This is a genomic window from Streptococcus porcinus (assembly GCF_901542335.1).
Classification (GTDB): Bacteria; Bacillota; Bacilli; order Lactobacillales; family Streptococcaceae; genus Streptococcus; species Streptococcus porcinus_A.
In genome coordinates this window covers 875,935-899,304 of sequence record NZ_LR594036.1, presented here as the reverse complement: position 1 = coordinate 899,304, position 23,370 = coordinate 875,935, and the positions used below count along the sequence as shown (strand labels likewise).

The following is a 23,370-nucleotide window of genomic DNA, read 5'->3' as shown; positions in this document are numbered from 1 at the left end:
TAATGTCAGTGTAAAATTTATTTTTTATTTTGTATTGACATTTGATAGCTGGTCTGTACTTTTACTTGTATGTTTTCTTCTAATTCTTTATCAATAATATTTTTAATACTTTCTTTTATCGCTTCTAAATATCCCTTCCTTTTCAAACTATCATAAAAATCATTAAGGGTATCGAAATCCTCGATACCCTTAATAGTAGATATTGTTAGTTTTATATCCATATCCTCATAACCCGGATATTTCTTTTGATTAAATTCGTATACCTTATTTTTCATTTTAGTGAATTCATCTCTGATATACATAGAGTTAATATTTACATCTGTTTCTAAGAGTTTTTTTATCGTGTTTATAGACAAGGTTTTGGATTTTGGAAACTCTATATTCTCCGGTGTGCGAATTATCGTTTTAAATAAGTTTTCTTCTATTTTTTCAAAATATCTTACGGAATAGTTATACTCCTCATTTTCAAAAAGTTTCTGCATTTCTCTATCCGTTGCTCTAATATTTTTGTGATATTCCAACTATCTAACCTCCTCCTTACACTCTATCTTTCTATCAATATTTTCATTTTGTAGGCCTCCTTTCTTTATCTTTTCTTTGAAGTATCCAAGCCTATCCATTACGGATGCTTTTTCTTTTTTATCCAAATCTCCAAAACTTTGTACTTTACTATCTCTAAAGTCTGCATCATACCTGTCCATTACTCCATCTAAATCCATATCCTTTGAAAGCGGATCATAGAAATTACCATCGTCATCAATTTCAAGTCCAAGTGATGCTTTTAACTTTTCTTCATCCACATATACCAGCTCATTAAAATCCCAAAAACCTATGTTCGTTTTGATTTGTATAAGTTCCTTCGTATCACTTGCATTAAGTGGATCGTAAGTATACTGAAAACTGTCAATTAAAGTATTGTCTACATAAGTGTTCATCTTGTAATTGATTAAATCAAGACTTGTCTGTATCTCATGCTTTTCATCCGGTGTAGTCGTATATGCCAAACCTATATCTGTCAAGTCAGGAAACATTGTATCGAAATCTTCTATACTGTGTGCTTCATCATATTCTTTATTTAGAAAATGAATCAGTTCTTCCTTCACTTCTTCCAAAAGTGGATTTTTCTCCTCTTTTAAATCTCCTTTTTGTCCCATATCAAGCAAATTATTTACCTCAGCAAGTCTTAACGTCTTTTCTTTTAAAAGCTCTGCCTGTGGAAATTTCTTTTTTATTTCAAGCTTCGCCGTTTCAAGTTGATTCTCGGTATCTTTAAGTTTTCCAAGTGTCTGCTCCAATCTCTCAGGCATCCTATCAAGTACATTATCCATTCGGGTGATATTTCCGATTTCATCCGTTCCAAACTCCCCATAATGATTTTCTTCTCCCTTCAGATTGAATTTATACTGATTGGAAAACCTGTCATAATATGCGAACAAATCGAAATTTCTATATTCTCCGATTTTTACTTCCTCAGAACGAAAATCATCTAATTTTTTTATTCCTTTTATCTTGTTTATTAAGAACTCTCCGGCTTGCTTTTTATCGGTATATTTTTTCCCATTTAAAGTTAAAGATGTGAATTTTGATATTGCTTCTTTATCTGCTTTTATCCCCACTTGTTTTTCATTTTCACCCATATTTTCTAAAGTAGTCTGATCATATTTTTCTAGTTTTTCCTCCCTATACGGTTCCACTTTTTCTATATCCTTTTTCAAATTTTCTATTTTTTCTTTTAGACTTTTAATTTCTTTTGGATATACTTTTACAACCTTATCTTCCATTTTATATAGGTTGGATTTAAAATTGGACTCCAGCATTTTAAGTTTACTTACCTCAACATCAAGGTCCATTTTTTCACGAATAAGCGGATTTCCTGTTGCAAGTGCTTTAATCTCCGCATAATTTAATGTAGCTTCATCAATATCCTCCGCTACTCTTACAGGTGTCTTTGAATTCATTATTTGAGATATATAAGTTTGCTTGGTTTCAAGTGTTTGGAAAAGATACGCATCAAAGGTATTTTCCGTAATATAACGAAAGATATGAACATCATCATTTTCATTACCTTGCCTTACAATTCTTCCTTTTCTCTGCTCCAAATCCGCAGGCCTCCAGGGTACATCGAGATCATGGGTAGCAATCAATTTATTTTGAGCATTTGTCCCTGCTCCCATTTTCTGCGTTGAACCGAGAAGCACACGAATTTCACCCTTTCGTACCTTATCGAAAATCTTATCTTTTTCTTTGTTGTTCTTTGCGTTATGAATAAACTCTGTTTCATTTTTAGGAATCCCCATTTTTGTCAGCTTCTCCTTTATATCATCATAAATATTAAATTCACTTGATGGTGTTGACATATCACAAAAAACTAATTGTGTGGACTTCTCATCCCTATATTTATCCCAAATACTGAATATATTATTTACACAGGTATTTACTTTACTGTTCGGATCATCAGGAAGTAATGGATTAATTAACCTTTGGTCAAGTGCCATTTTCTTTCCGTCATTGGTAATCAGAAGCATATTATCGACAGAGGAATCCACCTGTTTTCCTCTAACCTTATCAGTTCTCTCAGAAAAAGTTTCAAGGATTTGTTTTTGTTCTTCTGTCGGTTTGGTTTTTATCGTTTCATAATGAGCATTTGGAACGGGAAGATTTAATACATCAGCAGTCTTTATATCCATAAACTGCTTGACCATATTCATCAGTTCCGGAAGGTTATAAAATTTTGCAAATCTTGTCTTGCTTCGATATCCGTTCCCTTCAGGATTAAGTTCAATTGCTGTAACAGTTTCTCCAAAAGTAGATGCCCAAGAATCAAAGTGTTGCAAGTGCATTTTTTTAAGTTCGTCATATTGGAGATAACGCTGCATGGTATAAAGCTCTGCCATAGAATTGCTCACAGGGGTTCCTGTCGCAAATACAATACCCTTATTACCGGTAATTTCATCCATATATCTGCACTTCATCAGCATATCACTTGATTTTTGAGAATCTGTGGTTGTAATTCCTGCTACATTACGCATTTTTGTAAAAACGTACAAATTTTTAAAAGCATGAACTTCGTCTACAAATAGCTTGTCTATCCCCAATTCTTCAAAGGTTACGACATCATCTTTTCTATAATCATCATTTAATTTCTTTAGTTTTGCCTCCAGTCCTTTTTTCGTTTTTTCAAGCTGCTTAACGGTGAATTTCCGATCTCTATTCCTTTTATATTCTTCGATAAAATCTATAATTTCATCAATCTGACTTTGAAGTTCATACTCCTGTCGCTGCTTTGAAATTGGAATCTTTTCAAACTGCGAATGCCCTATAATTACCGCATCATAATCACCGGTTGCAATCCTTGAGCAAAATCTTTTTCTTTTATCTGGTGTAAAGTCTTTTTCTGTTGCACAAAGAATATTTGCTGCCGGATACAGTTCATTAAACTCTCTACCAAACTGTTCTACAATATGGTTTGGAACTACAAACATTGACTTGTTACTCATTCCAAGCCTTTTAGACTCCATAGCAATTCCTATCATCTCAAAAGTCTTTCCAGCTCCAACTTCATGTGCAAGTAGGGTGTTTCCACCGAAAAGTCCTCTAGCAATCGCATCTCTTTGATGAGGTCTAAGCTCTATTTCAGGATTCATTCCGTCAAAAGTTAAATTACTTCCATCATATTCTCTAAGCCTTATCGAATTGAATTTCTCATTGTATTCTTTTACAAGCCTTGTTCTTCTGTCTATATCATCGAAAATCCAATTTTTAAACTCTTCTTTGATAATTTCCTGTTTACTTCTTGCAAGCATCGTTTCTTTTTGATTTAGTACAGAACTTTTCTTTCCGTTTTCATCAATGACTTGATCATATACATTGGTATCTCTAAGGTTTAATGTATCTTCAATCAGTTTATATGCACTTACTCTGCTTGTTCCGTATGTGAAATTGGCAAGGTCGTTTCCTTTATCTATACTTTTACCTTCAACTCTGTACTCCCCTGTAAAATTGGTATATTTAATATCAATATTCCATCTATTAGATGCCGATGTTTTTAGAAGATGGAACATAAAGCTCTTATAATCTTTCTCAGGTATCCAAGTTGCTCCCATTCTAACGGTTATTTCACTTGCCTCAAGCTCCTTTGGCATTACTTCTAGCAGCTTTTGTCTTTGGTAATTTAAACTGGACAGTTCTTTTTTTAAAGTCTCACTACCCTGTTTCAGTACATCTGCATCAATATTTTCAAGCTGTTCATTTTGTTCAAATTCATGTTCTACATTCTTTATATACGAATCTATTACTTCTATTTTATCTCTGATATTCCCAGATAAATATTCATCAGCAGTTACGTAAGATCTTGAAAAATCTCCCAAGTCTATGGCTGAAGAAAAAGGAGTCGTATCACTTGGATCAAATCCATCTAAATTTAAGAATATTTCTCCCTTTAATCCTTCAATGATTTCTCCTCTTGTTTTTTCAGTGAGCTTTTCCATATACTCGAAATTGACTTTCCCTTTTTGAGAAACAGATAGGATAAGTGCTTCTGTCAGATTGTCGGTATGCTCTATGGCTACTGCTTTTTTTATTGTTCTTTTTGTAAAGATATCGGATTTTTCTATAAAGTTTCCTTCTTTATCCAGCTTTTCCAAAGTGGACAGTAAAGAATAATTAGCGTCTTCACGAAACAGTTTTTTATTCGCCTTACTGTTTAAAATTCCGTATTTCTTGGAAAACTCATCATAAATACGATTTAACTCCCCTTGCTTCTCCTTAATTTCCGTATCGGAATAATCTTCTTTTTGATAAGCAATTACCTGTCTTAATGCTTTTTCTATTCCAAGATATGCCCTTACTTTTTCCTCATCATTTTTATTTAAATCCAATTTTTGCATAACGGAATTTTCTCTAAAATATACCTTGTCATCAATTACTGCATAAGAATAATTTTTCACACTGTCATCAGCCGGAATGGTTTCCACTTCAAATTCATTATTTAATTCTATCTTCTCATAACTTCCTTTAATGTTTTTAATGGCGGTATCCAGCTGTTCTTTCAGAGTACTATTTTCATCTGCAACACAGGCAAGACTTGTTCCAAATCTGCTTGATATTTCTTCCATATTTCCAAGTACCATATCAGGGTTATCTACAAAGTATTTGTTATATGTCAGTCCTCTTTCGTCAGTGCCAAGTTTTACCCATTCTTCATCAAGTTTTACCAGTCGATCTCTCTTTTTAAGAAAAATAATATCACTTGTTACTTCCGTACCCGCCTCGCCTTTAAAAGTATTATTAGGTAGTCTAATTGCTCCTAAAAACTCTGCTCTTTCTGAAATATATCTTCTGATATCTTCACTCTTTTTATCCATAGTTCCACTTGAACTTATAAAGGCTATGAGTCCACCGGAACGCACTTTATCCAAGGTTTTGGCAAAGAAAAAATCGTGAATAAGAAAATTGTTCTTTTCGTACTCACGATCAGCTATTTTATATTCTCCAAATGGTACATTTCCCACCGCTACATCAAACAGATTATTTGAAAAAGTCGTTTTTTCAAAACCTTTGATCTGTATTTTAGCATTAGGATATAACCTACTTGCTATCCTACCACTTATACTGTCAAGTTCTACACCATAAAATTTACTGCTTTGCATACTGTCAGGTAAATTTCCTATAAATCTGCCTGTTGCACAGCTTGGCTCCAAGATATTCCCACTTTCAAAACCCATATTTGATAGGGCTTGATATATACTGTCGATTACAATCTTTGGTGTATAAAAGGCAGTAAGGGTACTTTCTCTTGCCGAATCGTATTCAGACGGTGATAGGTTTTCTTTTAGAAACTTTCTTGCATCAAGCCACTGTCCTTCTTTACTCTCATCAAAGACATCAGAAAGTCCACCCCAGCCGACATATCTGCTTAAAATATCCTGTTCTTCCTTTGTTGCATGACTATGTCTTTCCTCAATCTCTTTTAAAACCTTGATTGCTTCCATATTATTCTTCAGTCTTTCCGAAGGTGGTAAGATTTCATCTTCTCTATTTATTTTGTAATTGACAGGTGGAATCCCTCCCATATATTCATTATCAGGGGCGTATCTTTCCTTCTCTTTTAATTTTTCTTTATACTCTTGCATCTGCCAAAACATTTCGTCGGTAATAGGTGAAGTAATGGAAGAACCTTCTATTCCCGGAATTCCTCTTTTTTTCATATCTTCTTTCCAAAAATGATAACTTTCCAATTTTTTATCAATGGTTTCTTTTTTATGCTTTGTAAGTTTTAGATTATTTCCATCTCCGTCAATTTTCCCAAGTCCGTTTAGATAATCAAAAGAAAGTTCAAACTCTCTATGGCTATTAGGATTTTGTTCACTATATACTGTAAGTTCCCTATTTTGATTATCGACTTTTACAATAAACTGATTGGCAATCACAGAACCTTTATCATTTATTACATCTAAACTATGATGTAACAGTTCCGATTTATCTTCTCCTAAGTTAAGGTTGGTATCTATAACAATGAGCTTCTCATTTAGCTCTTCTCTGTCTGAAAAACTTATAATCGGAATTTGATAATTATTTTTTGATACAGGATTTAGCCATATATCATTTTTCTCTAAAATATCATTATACTCAAAGGCACTTACTGTATATTCTTCGCCTTGATAGATTACTTTTGCCCCTATATTGACAGATACACGTTCTTTTTCGCTTGAAATTTCTTCTTTTCCCTTTATTGTATCCTGTTTCTCAAATATATCTGTTAAAGACATTTGCTTTGTTTCAATGCTTTTTTCACTATTTTTCTCATTTAAATTAAAGCGTTCAAGGGTATCTTTTTTTGCATAAAGATTTGCGATCGGTCTTTGAGGTGTATATGAAATTTCCGTCATCAGTTTTTCTGTATTCGAGACAAGTTGTAACCTGCTCATTCCTACAGGATTAAAATTATTTCCTGTAATTTCATACTCTTTATTTTGAAAGATAACGGAAAGTCCTTTTTTGTTATAATCTTCAATATCTAACAGAATAAGATCTTCACCATTTATACTTTGTTCTTGTAACTTCTCTGTTGTAGATATGATTTCCAAATCAAGTTCTCTTTCATTTCTAAAAGGAATAATTTCACTGCCCGTTATAAAGCCGTTTAAATAACCCTCCGGATCATCTAGCTTTATTGTTTTATATGTTTTATAGTCCTGAATTCCTGAAATTATATATTCTTTGCCTTGATACCTTACATTCATTCCCTCTTGATATACAGGCTGTTTCATTTCTTCCTTTGCTTTAGTTTTTTCTATTTGCTCATTGATATATCCTGTCAAAAGTATATTTCTATGATTATCATCAAGCAGATAAGGAAGATTTTTAAGCATTTCTTTATAACTATCATAGGAAACTGCCACATTGGTATTTAACAAATATCCGTTATATCTTAAATGCTGCCTTAACTCCTTGTTTTTCATATCCAAAACAAGCTCCGCCTCATAGCCTTCTTTTCCACCAATCTTATCTATTATGTGCTCCGGTGCTTTTAATTTTTCTTCAGATATACTCAATTCATTTAAGATAAATTCTTCGCTTTGTGGATGAAACTGATATTCGCCGACCTCCTTTACATCTTTAAAAATAAGAGTTGATAAGACTTCTTTCTTATCTCTAATTTCAAGCACCTTTGCTTTTTCTTCTTCCGGTAGATTTACATTAAAATGTATTTCATTTTCTCTATTGATATATGCAATGTTTTGATTAGCACCATCTATTTTTAAATTTCTGTTATATACATAAATGTCATTATAATAATCAGGAAACTGTTCATTAAAACTTGCCACTTCAAAATCGTATCCGGCTTTTTCTTCCGTTACCCTATCCGATGAAATTTCATAAAGTCCTTGATTTTCAAGATAAAAAACATCATTTAAATCGGTCAAATTGACCTCTTTCATGCCTATTGCAATCTCATCGAAAAGTTTATCTATTTTTGCACTTTCTTCAAAGGTGCTGCCACGATACAATGGGTAAATTTTTCCCTCAAAGTTATTTTCTTTCGGATAAACACGAACTCCTGTTTCTTCTAAGGATATATCCTTTACTCTTTCTTTTTCTACAACAGCATAGTAATTCCCAACCTTAACGGCAATTTTATCTTCATTCGGTATCTCAGCTATATTATCTTCTAACCTTACCTTTTCAGCCTCTATTTTCTCCAAAAAATAGTCAACATTGCTTGAATACAGTAAACTGTCCGCATTGTTATAGACTACCCTATATTCTCCATCATTATTTTGGAAAAAAGTCAGTCGAATTAAGTCCGAAATATTTTCATCATCTTTAAACGGATTATATTCATCAAGCCTTAGACCATCGGTATATACAAAGTTTCTAAAATATGGAAATAACTTTATATAATCATCTTTGCTCGATACCACTGTCATAGATTCTTTTTCTAAAATATCTTTTATGACACTATCTATACTATCTATACCGTATTCTTTATTTTCTTTTTCCGGTTCAATCTGCTCATAAAGATATTGAAAATCTCTTTGATTTACCTCATTTCCATCCCCGATATCCATTCTGAAGTGTTCTTCTACTTTACCATCTACAATATGATCAAAATAGAATTTAGAATAACCTGCCCATTCATCTGTCATTTCTCCGTATTCATCTTCACCGACAGTCTTATTATGAACTCTAATTTTTTCGTCAAGCACCTTGATTTCATCAAGCAATTCTTTCGTAACAACTTCTCCGGCATAATTTTTTTCTATCAGATTTGAGCCTTCATTAAATTCTACAATCCAATAATCCTTGTTACTTTGAGTTGACGATATGTTATTCTCTACACCGGTTGCAAAGGCATTATGTTCTATTTCTGCTTGCCTTTCATATATTTCCTCCGCCTCTTCATAAGATACTTCTCTTTCATCTTGAATCAGCAAAATTTCCTGTTCTCTTTGCCAATCTTGTTCATTTTCTTTAGAGTTTTGTTCCGTATAGGTATCTTCATCAAAATATTCTTCCTCAGTTTTTATGCTTTCTTGCTCTGTATATACATCTTCTTGAATATATTTTCCATTTTCAATAAGGTTATCTATTTTTTTTGCAACCTGATTCCATTTCAAAATAATATCCTTACAATTTTCTTTTTCAAGTTTTATCCCCTTAGCATCGTGCCACTCACTACTTCCTCTTGCCCTTGATAAAGCATGAGTCTGTCCTCCTGTTCCGTACTCGTCTTTTAAAAAATTTGCTCGTTCTTCGGTAGTATGGGCTTCCCTAAAAAAGTTATATATTCTTTCTTTTCCGCCAGATACATTGCTACCGCTGCTTAAATATCTATCAATTTCATCTTCTGTGATAAATCCCTGTATTGCTGGTAATTCTATAAGTGTTGAGGTAAATTCTTTTCTTGGCAGTTCCAAATCATCTAATCGTTTTGATATATCATCTAAATCATGATTATGAAATCTTAAAACATTTGAGTTCTCCTTATACGCCTTAAAAAACTCTATATACTCCTCTTTTAAGTTCACTCTAAACTCTTTATCTTCCAATTTTTTTGTAAGATACTCTGTTTTTTCAGGATATCCATTTCTTTGTTTTTCATTTAGAATTGGCAAAAACTGATTTTTTACCTCCTCACTTAGATCTCCTTTTAAAAACCACAGCTTTTCAGAAAGTTCTGCTCTTTCAAAAGAAAAGGCTTCTACTACCTCAACATTTGTACTATATTCTCCATGATCAATCAATTCTCCTATGCGTATTGCTGCATCTTTCCACGATAAAATCTGCATAGGATTTTCTCTTGAAGAAACATCATTGGATAAATGTATCCCGTCCATTTCATACCAAGCACAAACATTATTTCCATTTATCTCATATCCATTTCCTCCTTGAAAAGTTTTTTGAAGAAAATCAGCTAATTCTTCCATGCTTTTTTCTTTAGAGTATTCGGCTAAAACCTTTAAGTGTAAATTGTCCTCATTTCCTCCATGAATTAAAACAGTATCAATCTCTTTTTGCTGCATTGGTAATTCAAATCTTCCTTGAACTCCCACATTTTGAGCAAAAGAAAAAGAAGTCCTCTCAACTTCTTTATCCTCATTTTCTATATGATTTTGTTCTATCTCCTGTATATTTTCTTTACGATACTCATCTATACCCAAACGATCTGTTCCATCGCCATTTTTGTTAGTGTCATATCCAAGTTCTTCTTCAGTCCTACGTATTTCAGAAAGTCCTGATCCTGCATTTCTGTGGTCATTTTCCAAGCTTCTTTCATCCTCAGCTCTTCTATATTCAGGAAATCCTCCACTTGTTCCTGAATATCTATCAAATGATCCATTAAAGTTTCTTCCATCAGCATAATCTGATATTCCTCTTGTTTCTCCTCTTTGAGATATTTCAGTCTCTCCTTGCCAAATCGGTTCAGTTTGCTTGCGTTTATTTTCTCCGGCATTTTCATATTCGGAACTAATACTTCCGCTCCATCCTCCATTTTCTCCAATCTGTAAGTCCCTCCCTGTCTCTCGAATGGACTCTCTTTTACGATTGGTGTATAAATCTCGTTTTCTAGGATGTACTCCTTCTTCGCCAATACTACGGTTTCTTTCATCTTCCAAACCTCCTTCATTTCTTTCTTTTTCATTTTCTATAATTTCGATATTTCCGTTAATTTCATCTGTAACATTAGTATAACGCTCCGCAATACTATTTGTCTGCTCCCTTTTTTGAATTTCTGAAATTTTTTCTCTTTCTTCCACTTTTGAAATTTCTCTACCTATATCCATAAGTATTCTTTTTACATTGTTTGAAGTAAAGAAAAGTAATCTGTCAATATCCTGCATACTTGAAACCTTTGAAAGCATCTCTAATTTTTCTATATCACCGGAAAATGTAACTCCCATTCTCTCATATACCGATACTTTTGCAGATTCTTCCAAAAAATGAAGAATTTGTACTTTCTTATTTTCCTTTAAAGTTTCATCACTTAAAGAATTAAGTACCTTATTTAGTAATTGCTTTGTATACAGTGAAACGAGTGTATTTATCTTATCTTCAGTAGAAAATATAAGGTTACTGTTTTTTTCTTTGAAAACATCGATAAGAGTATCTAAGGCAGCTACATGCTTATTATTGCTATATTCCCATAACTTTACTTCAGAAATATTATGATTTAAACTCACCGTTTGACTTACATCAAAAATATATTTTATCCTTTCCCTTTCGATATCTAAAACGGGAATCCCCTTTTCTCCCCTACTTACATTTCTTCCGATACTCTTCCAATAGTCATATTCCGCACAGGCTGTTGCCTTTTCATTTACTGTATATATGCTAAGTTGATTAAAATACGGATATTTATAGTTGTTTCCCACTACCTTAAGATAAGTTTCATACCTATCTATATTCTCCCTAAATTCTTCTTTTGCAAAATCAAGAATTTGTTTGACTTCATCAAATTCATATCTTGGCACTGTATCTCCCTCCTTTTTTCTTTTATTTTCATGTCTTTTTTCTTCTGCTTTACCCTTTAATGGTTTCTCTTTTCCCCAATCATAAAATTGATTGATAGAGCCTATCGCCTTATCTGCAATATAGTGGATATAGTCGGTATTGCCTCGTCTTTTATACCATTTTTCTCTTTTCAGTCCGCTATTTTCCATGAAGGATATGGCTTGTTCTACATCAGCGGTATAATAAAGCAGTCTTTGTAGCATAAAAAAATCAGCCTCCGATTGGCTGTTAAAATAGCTTTCATAATTCCCATAATATATCCTTCTTAGATCTTCTCCGGTATATGAAAAATATCCTCTGTCAAATAGCTTTTCTAATATATCCTGATCCTCTTTGTAGAAAGTTACAGTTGGATTTATTTTATTTTCACTATTAATTACATTTATCTTTGGCATATATTTTTCATATAAGTATTTTAACTCACTGTCAATATTTATGACTTTGTTTCTGTCTCTGTCTTTTATGATATTACCGGTAACTGTAAAAAATCTATCCTTATCATAGATTTCAAGATTTTTGTATCTTTTTCTTATTCCCGGCACCTCACCTTTTCCTATAAAATGGAGTCCCGTTTTTGATGGAGATATTTCAGCATAGGTGGAAATTCCTCTTAAAAAATCGGCTGTCATAGACTTTGCATGATAATCCATACTATATACAAAAATATCATCACTTACCTTATCAATATCTATGCCGATATATCCGTCTCCAAGCATAAACCCAAGACCATCACCAATATTTCGATTAAGTGCTGCTATGCAATCTTCATAAGAATTCCATGTCGTTTTATCATTGGATTTGGCAGGTTTTCTGTTTGGCATTAGTGGAAGCTTCGTGTTCTTCCCGTCTCTTTGAATGATTTTATACAGACACCATCGTTTCTCTTTTTTAAGATTATCAGGAATATTTTCATAATTTTTTATGAGGTCATTCATAGCTATTACCTCTACTATATTTCCATTCCCTTATCTTTTTTAGCTATCTTTACATCCCTTACTTTTTCTTCATTCTTGATTCTTTGCTGATTTTCTTTTAATTTTTTAAGTACAGACGGTTTTTTCTCTGTCTTTTCCTTTTGACCTTCTTTTTTTCTTTCATTTTGTTCCTTTTTTTCTATCGGTTTTTCCGCTTTATTCAGACTGTCTTTCCCTAATTTTTCTTCATCTTTTTGGATTTCTTTGGATAGATTATCTAACTTTTCAAGGCAAGTATCCAGTTTCTTTTGTTGATCCTTAATAAAATCTTGCATGGAGTTTACCAATCCTTTTACAATTCCTATTTTCATCTGTACGAATTTTTCCTGTGCTTTAGTAAGGTTGTAAGAAAGCTGATGTTTCATATTGTCATACAAATGTTTGATACTTCCAACGGCTTTTTCCTGTAAATTAATAAGGGTATTGCCTACAGTCTTAATATCTCGCACAATCAGTGAACTTAACCCTATATTTTCCATTTCATTTAATCGTTTAATCTCGGCTTTTAATCCGGTGATTTCTTCCTTGAGTGCTTTTAACTCTTCAATATTTGCATCAAAGTCCTTATTTTTCATCTCATCTTTGAGTTCCTCTGCTATATTAAGCTGTATGCCTGTATGTTCTTCTAAAAAGTCGGCTGTTTTGGTATATTCCTCTTTAATCTCCTGCATAACATTTTTTGTCTTGTTTTCCTGTGATTGTAATACTTCGTTATTATCCATACTGTCCTCCTTCGTTTTTTTAATCATTTTATTCCACCCTTTACCTAATCCACCTTAACTCCGTACTTCCGGTATGTCCCACCTCCCATATAAACCATGCAAAGGCAATTGCACTGCTTCTATATCTTTCAAATTCACCGTTTTTTGCACAATTTAGTCTTTTAGAAAACACATATACTCTCTTAGGAGGATACTTTCTAAATAACTCATACCTTGATTGACCTTCTAAAAATGCCAATCGAAATAGCATCGCTATCTTTACCTTTTCTTTTGAAATCTCAAGTGCGTGTCGTAAAAACTCATTTGCACAAAAATATGGAGGATTGGTTATTATATCCAGTTTATTTTCTTTAAGTGCAAAAAAATCAACTTCTCTTTCTTCTCCATATCCCCTATAACAAATATCTGTCGCTTTTACCGTATATCCGTATTCTTCCAAAATTTTTCCGATATGTCCCATTCCGCAAGCTGGCTCATAAATAGGTGATGTAAACTGTTCTCTTTTTAAAAGTTCATGTACTGCCCTTTTATCTGTAGCATAAAAGTCTAATTTCTCCCTATTTTTATCATGTCTTATTAGAGTATCAAACATAAGCTACTCCTTTTTATAATGAGTTAGTTCATTTCTTATCTCAGATTCTATTTTCTTTAAAAATTCTTCCTTTGAAGATTTCCCTTGAGCAATATCCGATAACTCTATTTCCCACTTTGCTGTCGTTTCTGCTGACTTAAAGTTATCGGCTACAATCGTTACAAGGCTAATTCCTTTATGCGTTGCAATCAAATTCTTCTTATCTCTTTCTACAAATCCCTTAAAGATTAGATTTTCAATAATCCCCGCCCTTGTTGCAGGTGTCCCAAGCCCTTTTCTTTCCACTTCTACACCTTTTTCTAAGGCATCATTTCCTGCAATCTCCATAGACTTTAAGAGCGTACCTTCAGTAAAGTGTTTCGGAGGTTGGGTAAATTTCTCTTTAATCTCTTTATTTTCAATGTTTAAAACATCTCCTACATTTACATCCGGCAAAACAGGTTCTTCTTTCTTCTTGGACTTATATTCTTTCAAATACTTTGTAAAGCCTTCATCTACAATAACTTTTCCTGAGCTTGTAAATTCAAAGCCATCAAAAGTTGCTACAATTTTAGTAGTATTCTCGATTAAAGGATAGCCTACACTTGCGTGAAATTTATCAGCTATAAGGAAGTAAACTTTAGCCTCACTTAAAGGAAGATCTGATACATCTTCTTTCAATGAACTAACTGTCGGAACAATCGCATGGTGATCCGTTACCTTGCTTGAATTAAAAACGACCTTAATACGCTCTGTATCAAAGTCATTTTGTCCCAATATGTTATTTATCATAGTTGTAATCATATCTGTTGTAAGGTATCTGCTGTCTGTTCTTGGATAGGTAATAAGCTTTTTCTCATAAAGACTTTGAGCATAATCAAGGGTTTGCTTGGCACTATATCCGAAATATTTATTGCACTCTCTTTGGAGTGTTGTCAGGTCAAAAGGTAAATCCGGCTTTGTAATCTTTTCTTTCCGAATTACATCGGTAATTTCAATCTTATCACATACTAAATTTAAGAGCTGTTCTGCTGCTATTTCATCATCAATTCTATCTGTGGAAAGAACAAACCCATTTACAGAAATCTCTATGGTATAATATCTTTCCTTTTTAAAGTTTGCTATCTCATCATCTCTTTTTACAATCATGGCAAGGGTAGGAGTTTGCACTCTGCCAACAGAATAATTTTGCTTATAAAGGCAAGAATATAACCTGCTTAAATTCATTCCTACAAGCCAATCTGCAATCGCTCTTGCCTGTGCAGATTCAAATAAATTATCATATTCTTTTCCATCTTTAAGGCTATCAAATCCATCTCGAATTGCTTCATCTTCCATTGAAGAAATCCAAAGGCGTTTCATTTTCTTTTTACAATTCGCCTGAAGATATACCAGTCTAAAAATACTCTCACCCTCACGTCCTGCATCGCAAGCATTGATTACAAATTCCACCTCCTTATCATTCATCAGTTTTTTAAGGATAGCAAACTGTTTCTTTGTAGATTTCATTATTTCATATTTGTATTCACTCGGAACAATCGGCAAATCTTCTATATTCCATTTTGCATACTTTTCATCATAGGAATCCGGATTTGCCATTTGAATTAGGTGTCCCACACACCGACTTACCCTATATCCATTTCCCTCATAATATCCGTCTTTCTTTTTTGTTGCTCCAAGCACCTTTGATATGCTTATTGCAACACTCGGTTTTTCACTTATCACCAGTGTTTGCATAAATTCCTCCTTTTTTCTACATGAAAAAAGACAATCAGAGTTTGCATTTCTCCAATTGTCTTTTAAAGTTTTATATATTTCATTTTCTATTTTTTAATCCATTTTCCTGTTTGGGAACTAACTTACAAAAAAATGTTTGACGCCTTCTTTTCATTGTAAAACCGTTATATGCTAATTTTCATTCTTTATTTTTTCCACCATTTTTATTCCGTTGTCCAATACTTCTTCAAAAGTTATATCTTTCGCATACAGATTTTTTCTCGAATAGGCTTGCCATCTTTTCAAAAAGGCTTCATTTATTTTCAATTTTTCCAGTAAGTCTATGATTTTACCTATGTCAAATTCTGTTTTTCTATAACTAAAAGTTTTTCTGCAAGCCTCTCTTAATATCTCTACATTTACATCTTTATCCTTTAATTTATAAATAATATAAAGATCGTAATAATCCTTACTTCTACTATTTAAAAATCCTCTTGCATAAATAGTTTGTATTTTTTCTGCAAGCATAGTTTCTATCGGATAAGCCTTGATTATTATTTCTTCTTCTCCAAAAGAACTCACATACTTATAATCTATCGGATGAGGTGTAATAACATCTCCTGTTGCAATGTCAAGTGGTACAATCTGTCTTATATTTTCCATTTTACATAAGATATTTACACGAAATCCACCATATTGATCTTCTTCTTTAATTGGCAAAATACTTTGCACTTCATAAATTATATCATCCGACTCTTCCGATTTTAAAGATTCCTTCAGCATTTGAACAATATTTTCTTCTGATAGTTGCATATTTCTCAAAAGAAAGTCTATATCTACAGTACTTCTTGAATCAATTCCAACTACACTTGATAACAAAAAGCCGCCCTTAAAAATAAATCGTTCACTATATTTGCTTCCTGCTAATTTTTTTAAAATACTTTCTAAAAAATAATATAACATAACAGCATTAAACGAAAGACCGACTTCTTTACTAACTTTATGGCAAAGAGCCGTTAATTTAGCTTTATTCATAAGCCACCTCCATAACCTCTCTTACTTTATTTTCAATTCCCATTTTCATTGCAATGTCATAGAGGGAATGGATATCTCTTTCTTTATAAGAGGAATATGATTGAATAAGTTTTACATAAACCTCTATATCCATTTCTTCTTTATGAGCAATAAAATCACAGAGTGTCCTCTCATATGAATATACCTTAACTTTATTTCCAAACATTGTAGGTTTTTGGGTTACCCCTAAGTCATAAATTGATTTTTTTACATAATGAACATTGAAACCGTTCGGTTTTTCATTAAATTTATATCCGTTATAAACGGTTACATCGATACTCCAAGGAATTTTATCTGTTTGTCCAAGCAGGTAAAGTGCTGTTTCATAAGAAAATATCGCCTTTTTATACTGATGTTGAAAGAAATAATACTCATCGTAATCCCCATCTTTCGTTATATAAATTCCTTTTCTTACTTTTAACAATCTCCCATCTTTCAATAGTCGACTGAGATATATCGTCGGTATATTATTTTCCTTACAGTATGCTGTTGTAATAATTCCACCTGATTGCTTCAAATATTTTTCAATTTTATTTTCATAATTCATCCCATCCACCCCCTTTGTTGCGTTTACACTTGCATTATACCATTTTTTAAGTGTAAACGCAACATCAGGGTTTCCATTTCTCTTTTTATAACTTTATTCCTCATCTTCTTCATCATAAGAGTCGATTGCCATATCATCTATGTTATGCTGTTCTTCTACTGTTTCTTCCAAATCTTCTGTATCGTCCTCTTTTTCATACTCATCTTCAAATTCATCATATTCTTCTTCATCTTCATCATAATCATCATCTTCCTGCTTTTTCTTGTAGATTTTAAAGTAATATCCTGCTCCAACTACTGCAAGAACGATGATTCCTAAAAAAATATATGAGCCGCTACCTTTACCTTCTTCCTTTTTCGGCTCTTCTTTTTTTACTTCGCTTTCCGGTACCGTTTCTTCCATTTTTTTGATTTCTTCTTTCGAGTTTTCCTTCTTCTCTACCATATTCAGAAGATCATCTTCAGATACTTCAGTCAAAAGCATTACATTTTCACTTTGCTCATCGTGATTGATGATTAAATGAAATGTCTTGCCGGATTTTGTCTGGAAAGTAATAAATTGTCTTGCATCTGCTGAATACTTATCTGCTTCTTTGTTATCGCTGCTATCCCCATGATGAATTGGATAATCATTATTCGCATTATCTTTATTTTCGGTAACAGTTCCTCTTGCCTTTGACGGAGCTGAAGCCACACCCTTATTGGTATTTACATTGCTACTTGCACCGTCCATTGATGAATCCTGACTACTGTTATTAGCAGGAGCTTTCGGTGTCAGCTTATTGGGATAGCGAACTTCCTTTTCTTTCTCCTTTGATTCAGTTTTACCTGTATCTTTTGTAATATTGCCGGAGCTTACTGCATCAGATGAACCTTTACCGGAACTCTGTGGTGTTTGAGAAGAAATACCTGAGCTTGTCTTAATCCCTGAAATAGGACTAATCGGTGTAACTGACTGTGATGTTACAGGAGCTTTGTTTGTTTCAGTTGCCTTTTTCTCAAGCTCTTTCACCTTTTCCGTCAGCTTATCTATTTCCTTTTTCATATCTTCTGATAAGTCTTTATTTCCCTTATCTTTCTTCATTTTTTCTTTCAGACTTTCAATCTCAGCTTCAAGGTCTTTGATTTTTTCTTTCTGTTTATCGCTTAGTTTGTCTTTATCCCTGATTTCACCATTTAACTTATCAAGTTTATCCTGAAGCTCTTTTGCCTCTTTTTCCATTTTGGAAATATCATCTTTAGAAAGCTCTGTCTGTGTTCCCTTATCTTCTGTTTTTTTATCTTCCGTCTGAGTGCCTTCGTCCTGTTTTGGCTTTTCCTCTTCTGTCTGAGTTTCTTTATCCTTAACTGTAATTTTTTCTACTTTACGGATAATCTCATCTGTACCGTCTCCCTTTACTTTATAGAACAAAAATTCGTCAATAAATTTCATATTATCCTCTAACATTGGTAAATCTCCACTGTCAAGAACTTGCCCGGTTTCTGCTTCAATTATTTCTTCCTTATATACACTCTCATCCTTAAATATATATTTTATCTTAACCTCCACTTTAGTTTGAGCTAAAACTTCTGTGGGACTAATCAGTGTCGGGATTAAACTACCTTGTGCAAAAACAATCTGGTGATTGAAAAGCATTGTTCCAAGTAAAGCAAGTATCAAAAAGATTACTCCGGACAATGTTATCGCCATTTTTTTATTCTTCCATTTGATTTTCATGATTTTCCTCCATATTATTATGATTTTCTGTATTTCTCATTTCCTGTAACTTCATTTTTTCTTGTTTTTCCTCTTTTTTATAACGTCTCATCATTTCTAAAAAATCGTCAATAGAAATGTCAATACTTCGGTATTCCTTTAAAACCTCAATATTTTCCATCTCTTCCTGTTCTTCTTTTAACATCTCCTGTTTTAACTGGAGTTCTTCTATTTTTTCCTGAATATCTTTTTGCTTTTCTATATTTTTTCTATATTTTTTATTCAAAATATTCCCTCCTTATTTTTGTACTGATGGTGGAAATCCGAAACCTACAGGGTGATGTTTGCAAAATGTTGAAATCCAATCATCTAAGGTAGTTACTCTTATGTGTCCGATATTGTCCATTACCTTTCCATCTCCGATATAAATACCTACATGACCATAGGTAACACCTAAACTGCTACCACTACTGCTACTTTCAACTGCAACAAGCATTCCAACCTTTAACTTTGACCTATCAGAAGTAAAAGTATAATTTCGATACATATCACAAGCATTTCCTCCAATAAATCCAAGTCCTGCATTTTGATAGACCTGTGATACCCACATGGCACACCAACCTGCTCCTGGAGATGGTGTAATATAAGCGGCATTCACTATTTTCTTTTGCACTTCACTTGATGCTTCATACTCTTTACCACCACCAATTCCACCATTTGAATTTATAAGGTCAGTATTTCCAAATACTTCTCCCATATTTCCTTGTGCCAAAAATAAAGTTTCATAGTGTGCCAAATTATTAGGATAACGCTTAAATGCTTCTCTAATAATGCCGTCCATCTCTCTTTTTTCTAAAGTTACAATGAGTTTCCTATACTCATACGGCTCTTCATGACTTTCAGTATGTTCATTGCCATCAGCATCCGTATAGCTGGATGTAACGGTTCTATATCTGATTTCAATATCTTCTTTATAAGTCAGCGTATACATTTTTTGAAACAGATGTTTTAGTTCACTTTCTACTTCAGAAATATTCTTTACAATTCCATAACTGGCTGTGATATATGACAAGAGTTCATGAACATTATGACCAATTTTCTCTTTTCCTTTGATAATATATTCATCATAGCCCGGATGATTTTCCTCCACACTATCCATTTCTTCTTGCAAAGCCTGTTCCAAAGATGAAAACCCCTGATTGATTTCTTTTAAGGTGTCTTCTGATGATAAGTAGGTGGTTGAAACAGTATTACTTACCATTCCCGTTCCCATATTCATCATCATGCTCCCAGCCTGAAATAACATAAAAAATATTCCTACCGCTAAAAGTGATAGAAATATTATCTTTTTCCCTCTGCCCTTTACAAATTCGCCAAATCTTTTACTGCCCTCTATAAAGGATTTTTTTATTCTGTTTTTCACACTATCTTTATACTTCTTTTGAATCTGCTTTTTATATTGCCTTCTCTTAAAGAATTGTCTGAGCCTTGAGGTATTTCGGTAATCCACGCTTTTTTTCATCTCTTCCATATTCTTTTGAAAAAAGAGTTTCTTCTCTTGTTTATCAATGCTTTTACCTAATTTTGTTATCTTTTTTTGCCTTTTTAAATTTTTCTTTTTTCCATGATAATATATTTTCCTTGAAATATTTTCGACCTGATCTGTAACCTTATAAGCAGTACCTACTCCGGCATTATCCTCTTTTCCACTTTCCAAATACCTCTTTGCCATACCCGTTGCTATTACTGCACTTTTAGCACTTTGACTTTTCCCGTCAATTCCCTTATTTTTCAGTTTCTGCTCTTGTCTTTGCTTTTTCTGCTGTAACTTAGATATTTTCTTTTCCTTATTTTCAAATTTTCCTTTTCTTTTTTGTGATGAATTTTTATCGGTAGTTTTTCTTTTATTATTTACGTCCTCAAATAAATTATTTTTCGTATCCTTATTCCTTGTGAACTCTTCATCACCAAAGTTGCTCCTCACATATTTCTTCTGGTTTTCTGATTTCATTCTTTCCTTAGAAAAGGTGTCTTTTACATAATTTTTATACCTATTATTCTTAGATTTTGGATTTTTTACATAGTCATCATAATTTTTTCCTTTATCATTTTGGTTATTATCATACTTTTCATCATCTGTAAGAGTTCGATATGATACTTTGCTATCCCTAAAATCCACATCATACCTGTCTATTACACCATCATTATCCATATCTTTTGATAAAGGATCGTAGACTTCCTTTTCTCCCTTTTGAAATTTATTTATCTGGTTTTGCATCTTTTTTTTATCTTTTTCAGCTTGAAAGGAAGACCTATTTTGATTTATATTTCCCGTATCCGACAAGCTATAAGAAGATATAGTTCTATCCGAATAATTATTTATATGTCTGTTATCCAAATGATTGGATAATTTCTTTTCAGATAAATGTGGTTTCTCATTGTAAGTTTCGTCTTTCAGCAAGGTTTCATTCTGATTTTTTGAGGATTCTCTTTCATAATTATCTTGAGTTTCAGATTGTAAAGACTGTATTTCTTGATTGAAGAGTTTTTCTCTATTCTTTTTGTACCTCTTGTTTTTGTTCTTCATTAAATTTTTTCACCTCCTCACTGATTCTATTCTTTGCAAGATTTACATACTCCTCATTTAATTCAATTCCAATGTACTTTCTGTTATGACGAAGTGCCACAAATCCGACCGTTCCACTTCCAATGAAAGGATCAAGTACAATTTCATTTTTAGGACAACCTGCAATCATACAAATCTCAACAAGTTTCGGTGGAAATGTTGCATAATGATTGCCTCTAAAAGATGTGGTATTGATAGTCCAAATATCTCTTTTATTACGAAACTGCGGAACATTATCGCCCTTGTACTCTCCATATTTTCTTGCTTCATTGATTTTTTGCAACTTTGCTCCGGAATTTTCTTTCAGATATTTGTTATCCGCCTTTCTTCCTCTTACATATCTTTTTTTACTGACTTCTTTCATCGGCTCTACCATAGCATCATAGTCATAATAGTACTTTGGTGATTTCGTAAGTAAAAATATATGTTCATAAGAACGAGTAGGTCTATCTCTACACGCCTCCGGCATAGCATTTTCCTTATGCCAGATAATATCAGAACGCAGATACCAACCATCCTCTCTTAAAAGTAATGCCAATCTCCAAGGTATTCCCATTAAATCTTTTGACTTGTACCCTGAAATATTTTCTGTAGCTAAGGCGTTACTTCCATTTCTTGCCTTTGGATATTTGGGATCGATATATTGTCCCTTTCCGCCTCCGGAACCCGCATAAGAATCTCCCATTACAATAAAGCAAGTACCTTCTTTTTTTAAAACTCTTCTTACTTCATGAAATACCTGTAATAATCTATCCAGATATTCTTCTACTGTAGATTCTCTTCCTATCTGTCCTTCTTTATGATAATTCCTAAGCCCATAGTATGGAGGAGATGTAATGCAGCAGCTTATACTTTCATCTGGAATTTTTCTTAAAGTTTCAAGTGCATCCGAACAAATAATTTTATTTGTATTTTCTTTGATGAATTCCTCTTTACTTCTGCTCACACTCATCCTATTCACCTACCTTTTTTACTTCTTCAAGTTTGGTTGTGATTAGTGAATATAGTTTTGTATTTTTTGGAAACTGATCGATAAAAGGAACAATCGTATTTCCATAAAAGATAAGTCCTTCTCCTTCCCCCGAATTTGTTACATAAGAAAGCTGATGCTTGGAGATATTGAGCTTCTTGGCTAAAATATCCCTATCTGTTCCTGCTTGGTTAAGCATTAAAATAAAGTCCGTATTATCAAAGATATTTTCAATCTCCGGACTTGCTAAAAGATCCTTTATGTTCTGAGTTAAGCCTGTCGGCATACCTCCCCACTTACGAAATCTTTTCCAAATCTCAATCGAATAATTGGCTGTTTGCGGTTCTTTCAACAAAAGATGAAATTCATCAACATAATATCTGGTTGCTTTTTTACTTGCTCTGTTAATTGTAACTCTATTCCAAACTTGATCCTGCACAACTAACATTCCTATCTTTTTAAGCTGTTTTCCCAGTTCTTTGATGTCATAGCAAACCACTCTGTTATTTGTATCTACATTCGTTCTGTGATTAAATACATTTAGACTTCCTTTTACATAGATTTCCATTTCTACTGCAAGCTTTTTTCCTACTGTTTCTTCCTGTTTTTGAAGAAGATTATATAAATCTTCTAATATCGGCATATTTTCCGGCACAGGATTTTCAAAGTAGGTTTTATATAAAATTGGTAAACAACGGTCTATAACAGAGATTTCTTCTGCACTTAATTTCTTTTCTCCAACCACCAATTCAAATAGGGACAAAATAAAGTCAGATTTTAAAGACAAAGGATTATCTTCATCCGCATAGTCAATATTGATGTCCAGTGGATTGACATAGTCTTTTGAAATCGGAGAAATTCTGATAACTTGTCCTTTTAGTGCCTCTACAAGCGGAGAATAGTCGAGTAGGTTAGTGGTATTACTACCACCTTCCTCTCTAAGAACCGTACGTGAGAGTTT

Annotated in this window: 12 protein-coding genes and 2 pseudogenes; all 14 read right to left on the bottom strand. The window is 33.0% G+C overall.

Features of this window, described 5'->3' with window-relative positions:
• Positions 1 to 17: 17 nt before the first annotated feature.
• Entirely contained in the window at positions 18 to 521 is a 504-nt protein-coding gene (locus FGK96_RS04305) for a hypothetical protein (RefSeq protein ID WP_232045792.1), read from the bottom strand.
• Positions 522 to 7,940 carry a helicase-related protein gene (locus FGK96_RS10555; RefSeq protein WP_232045831.1) on the bottom strand — a complete coding sequence of 2,473 codons (7,419 nt, stop codon included), beginning with the start codon at positions 7,938 to 7,940 and terminating at the stop codon, positions 522 to 524.
• Between the two features lie 2,213 nt (positions 7,941 to 10,153).
• A complete protein-coding gene (locus FGK96_RS10695) occupies positions 10,154 to 10,456 on the bottom strand; it encodes a TnpV protein (RefSeq protein ID WP_420031110.1) in 303 nt (100 codons plus the stop codon).
• 1,108 nt (positions 10,457 to 11,564) lie between these two features.
• A pseudogene (locus FGK96_RS10690) lies at positions 11,565 to 11,909 on the bottom strand (hypothetical protein); the annotation flags it as partial.
• A gap of 554 nt (positions 11,910 to 12,463) precedes the next feature.
• Entirely contained in the window at positions 12,464 to 13,210 is a 747-nt protein-coding gene (locus FGK96_RS04295; RefSeq protein WP_138081721.1) for a conjugal transfer protein, read from the bottom strand.
• A gap of 40 nt (positions 13,211 to 13,250) precedes the next feature.
• Positions 13,251 to 13,802: an NAD(P)-dependent oxidoreductase gene (locus tag FGK96_RS04290; RefSeq protein ID WP_138081719.1), complete on the bottom strand. Its 552-nt coding sequence runs from the start codon at positions 13,800 to 13,802 to the stop codon at positions 13,251 to 13,253.
• 3 nt (positions 13,803 to 13,805) lie between these two features.
• A complete protein-coding gene (locus FGK96_RS04285; RefSeq protein WP_138081717.1) occupies positions 13,806 to 15,518 on the bottom strand; it encodes a DNA topoisomerase 3 in 1,713 nt (570 codons plus the stop codon).
• 171 nt (positions 15,519 to 15,689) lie between these two features.
• Positions 15,690 to 16,532, bottom strand: a complete 843-nt coding sequence (locus FGK96_RS04280; protein ID WP_138081715.1) for a nucleotidyl transferase AbiEii/AbiGii toxin family protein — start codon at positions 16,530 to 16,532, stop codon at positions 15,690 to 15,692.
• Positions 16,525 to 17,118: a type IV toxin-antitoxin system AbiEi family antitoxin domain-containing protein gene (locus FGK96_RS04275; RefSeq protein WP_138081713.1), complete on the bottom strand. Its 594-nt coding sequence runs from the start codon at positions 17,116 to 17,118 to the stop codon at positions 16,525 to 16,527. The genes FGK96_RS04280 and FGK96_RS04275 overlap by 8 nt, the downstream gene beginning before the upstream one ends.
• Before the next feature lie 93 nt (positions 17,119 to 17,211).
• Entirely contained in the window at positions 17,212 to 18,834 is a 1,623-nt protein-coding gene (locus FGK96_RS04270; RefSeq protein ID WP_420031101.1) for a CD1107 family mobile element protein, read from the bottom strand.
• Positions 18,812 to 19,099, bottom strand: coding sequence for a conjugal transfer protein (locus FGK96_RS04265; protein WP_026624440.1), 288 nt, complete (start codon positions 19,097 to 19,099; stop codon positions 18,812 to 18,814). The genes FGK96_RS04270 and FGK96_RS04265 overlap by 23 nt, the downstream gene beginning before the upstream one ends.
• A gap of 12 nt (positions 19,100 to 19,111) precedes the next feature.
• The gene (locus FGK96_RS04260; protein WP_138081711.1) at positions 19,112 to 21,400 is read right to left on the bottom strand and encodes a CHAP domain-containing protein; all 2,289 of its coding nucleotides are present in this window, start codon (positions 21,398 to 21,400) and stop codon (positions 19,112 to 19,114) included.
• On the bottom strand, positions 21,366 to 22,391 hold the full coding sequence (locus FGK96_RS04255; RefSeq protein ID WP_138081709.1) for a DNA-methyltransferase: 1,026 nt from the start codon (positions 22,389 to 22,391) through the stop codon (positions 21,366 to 21,368). The genes FGK96_RS04260 and FGK96_RS04255 overlap by 35 nt, the downstream gene beginning before the upstream one ends.
• Before the next feature lies 1 nt (position 22,392).
• Positions 22,393 to 23,313: pseudogene (locus FGK96_RS04250) on the bottom strand (VirB4-like conjugal transfer ATPase, CD1110 family); the annotation flags it as partial.
• Positions 23,314 to 23,370 lie beyond the last annotated feature (57 nt).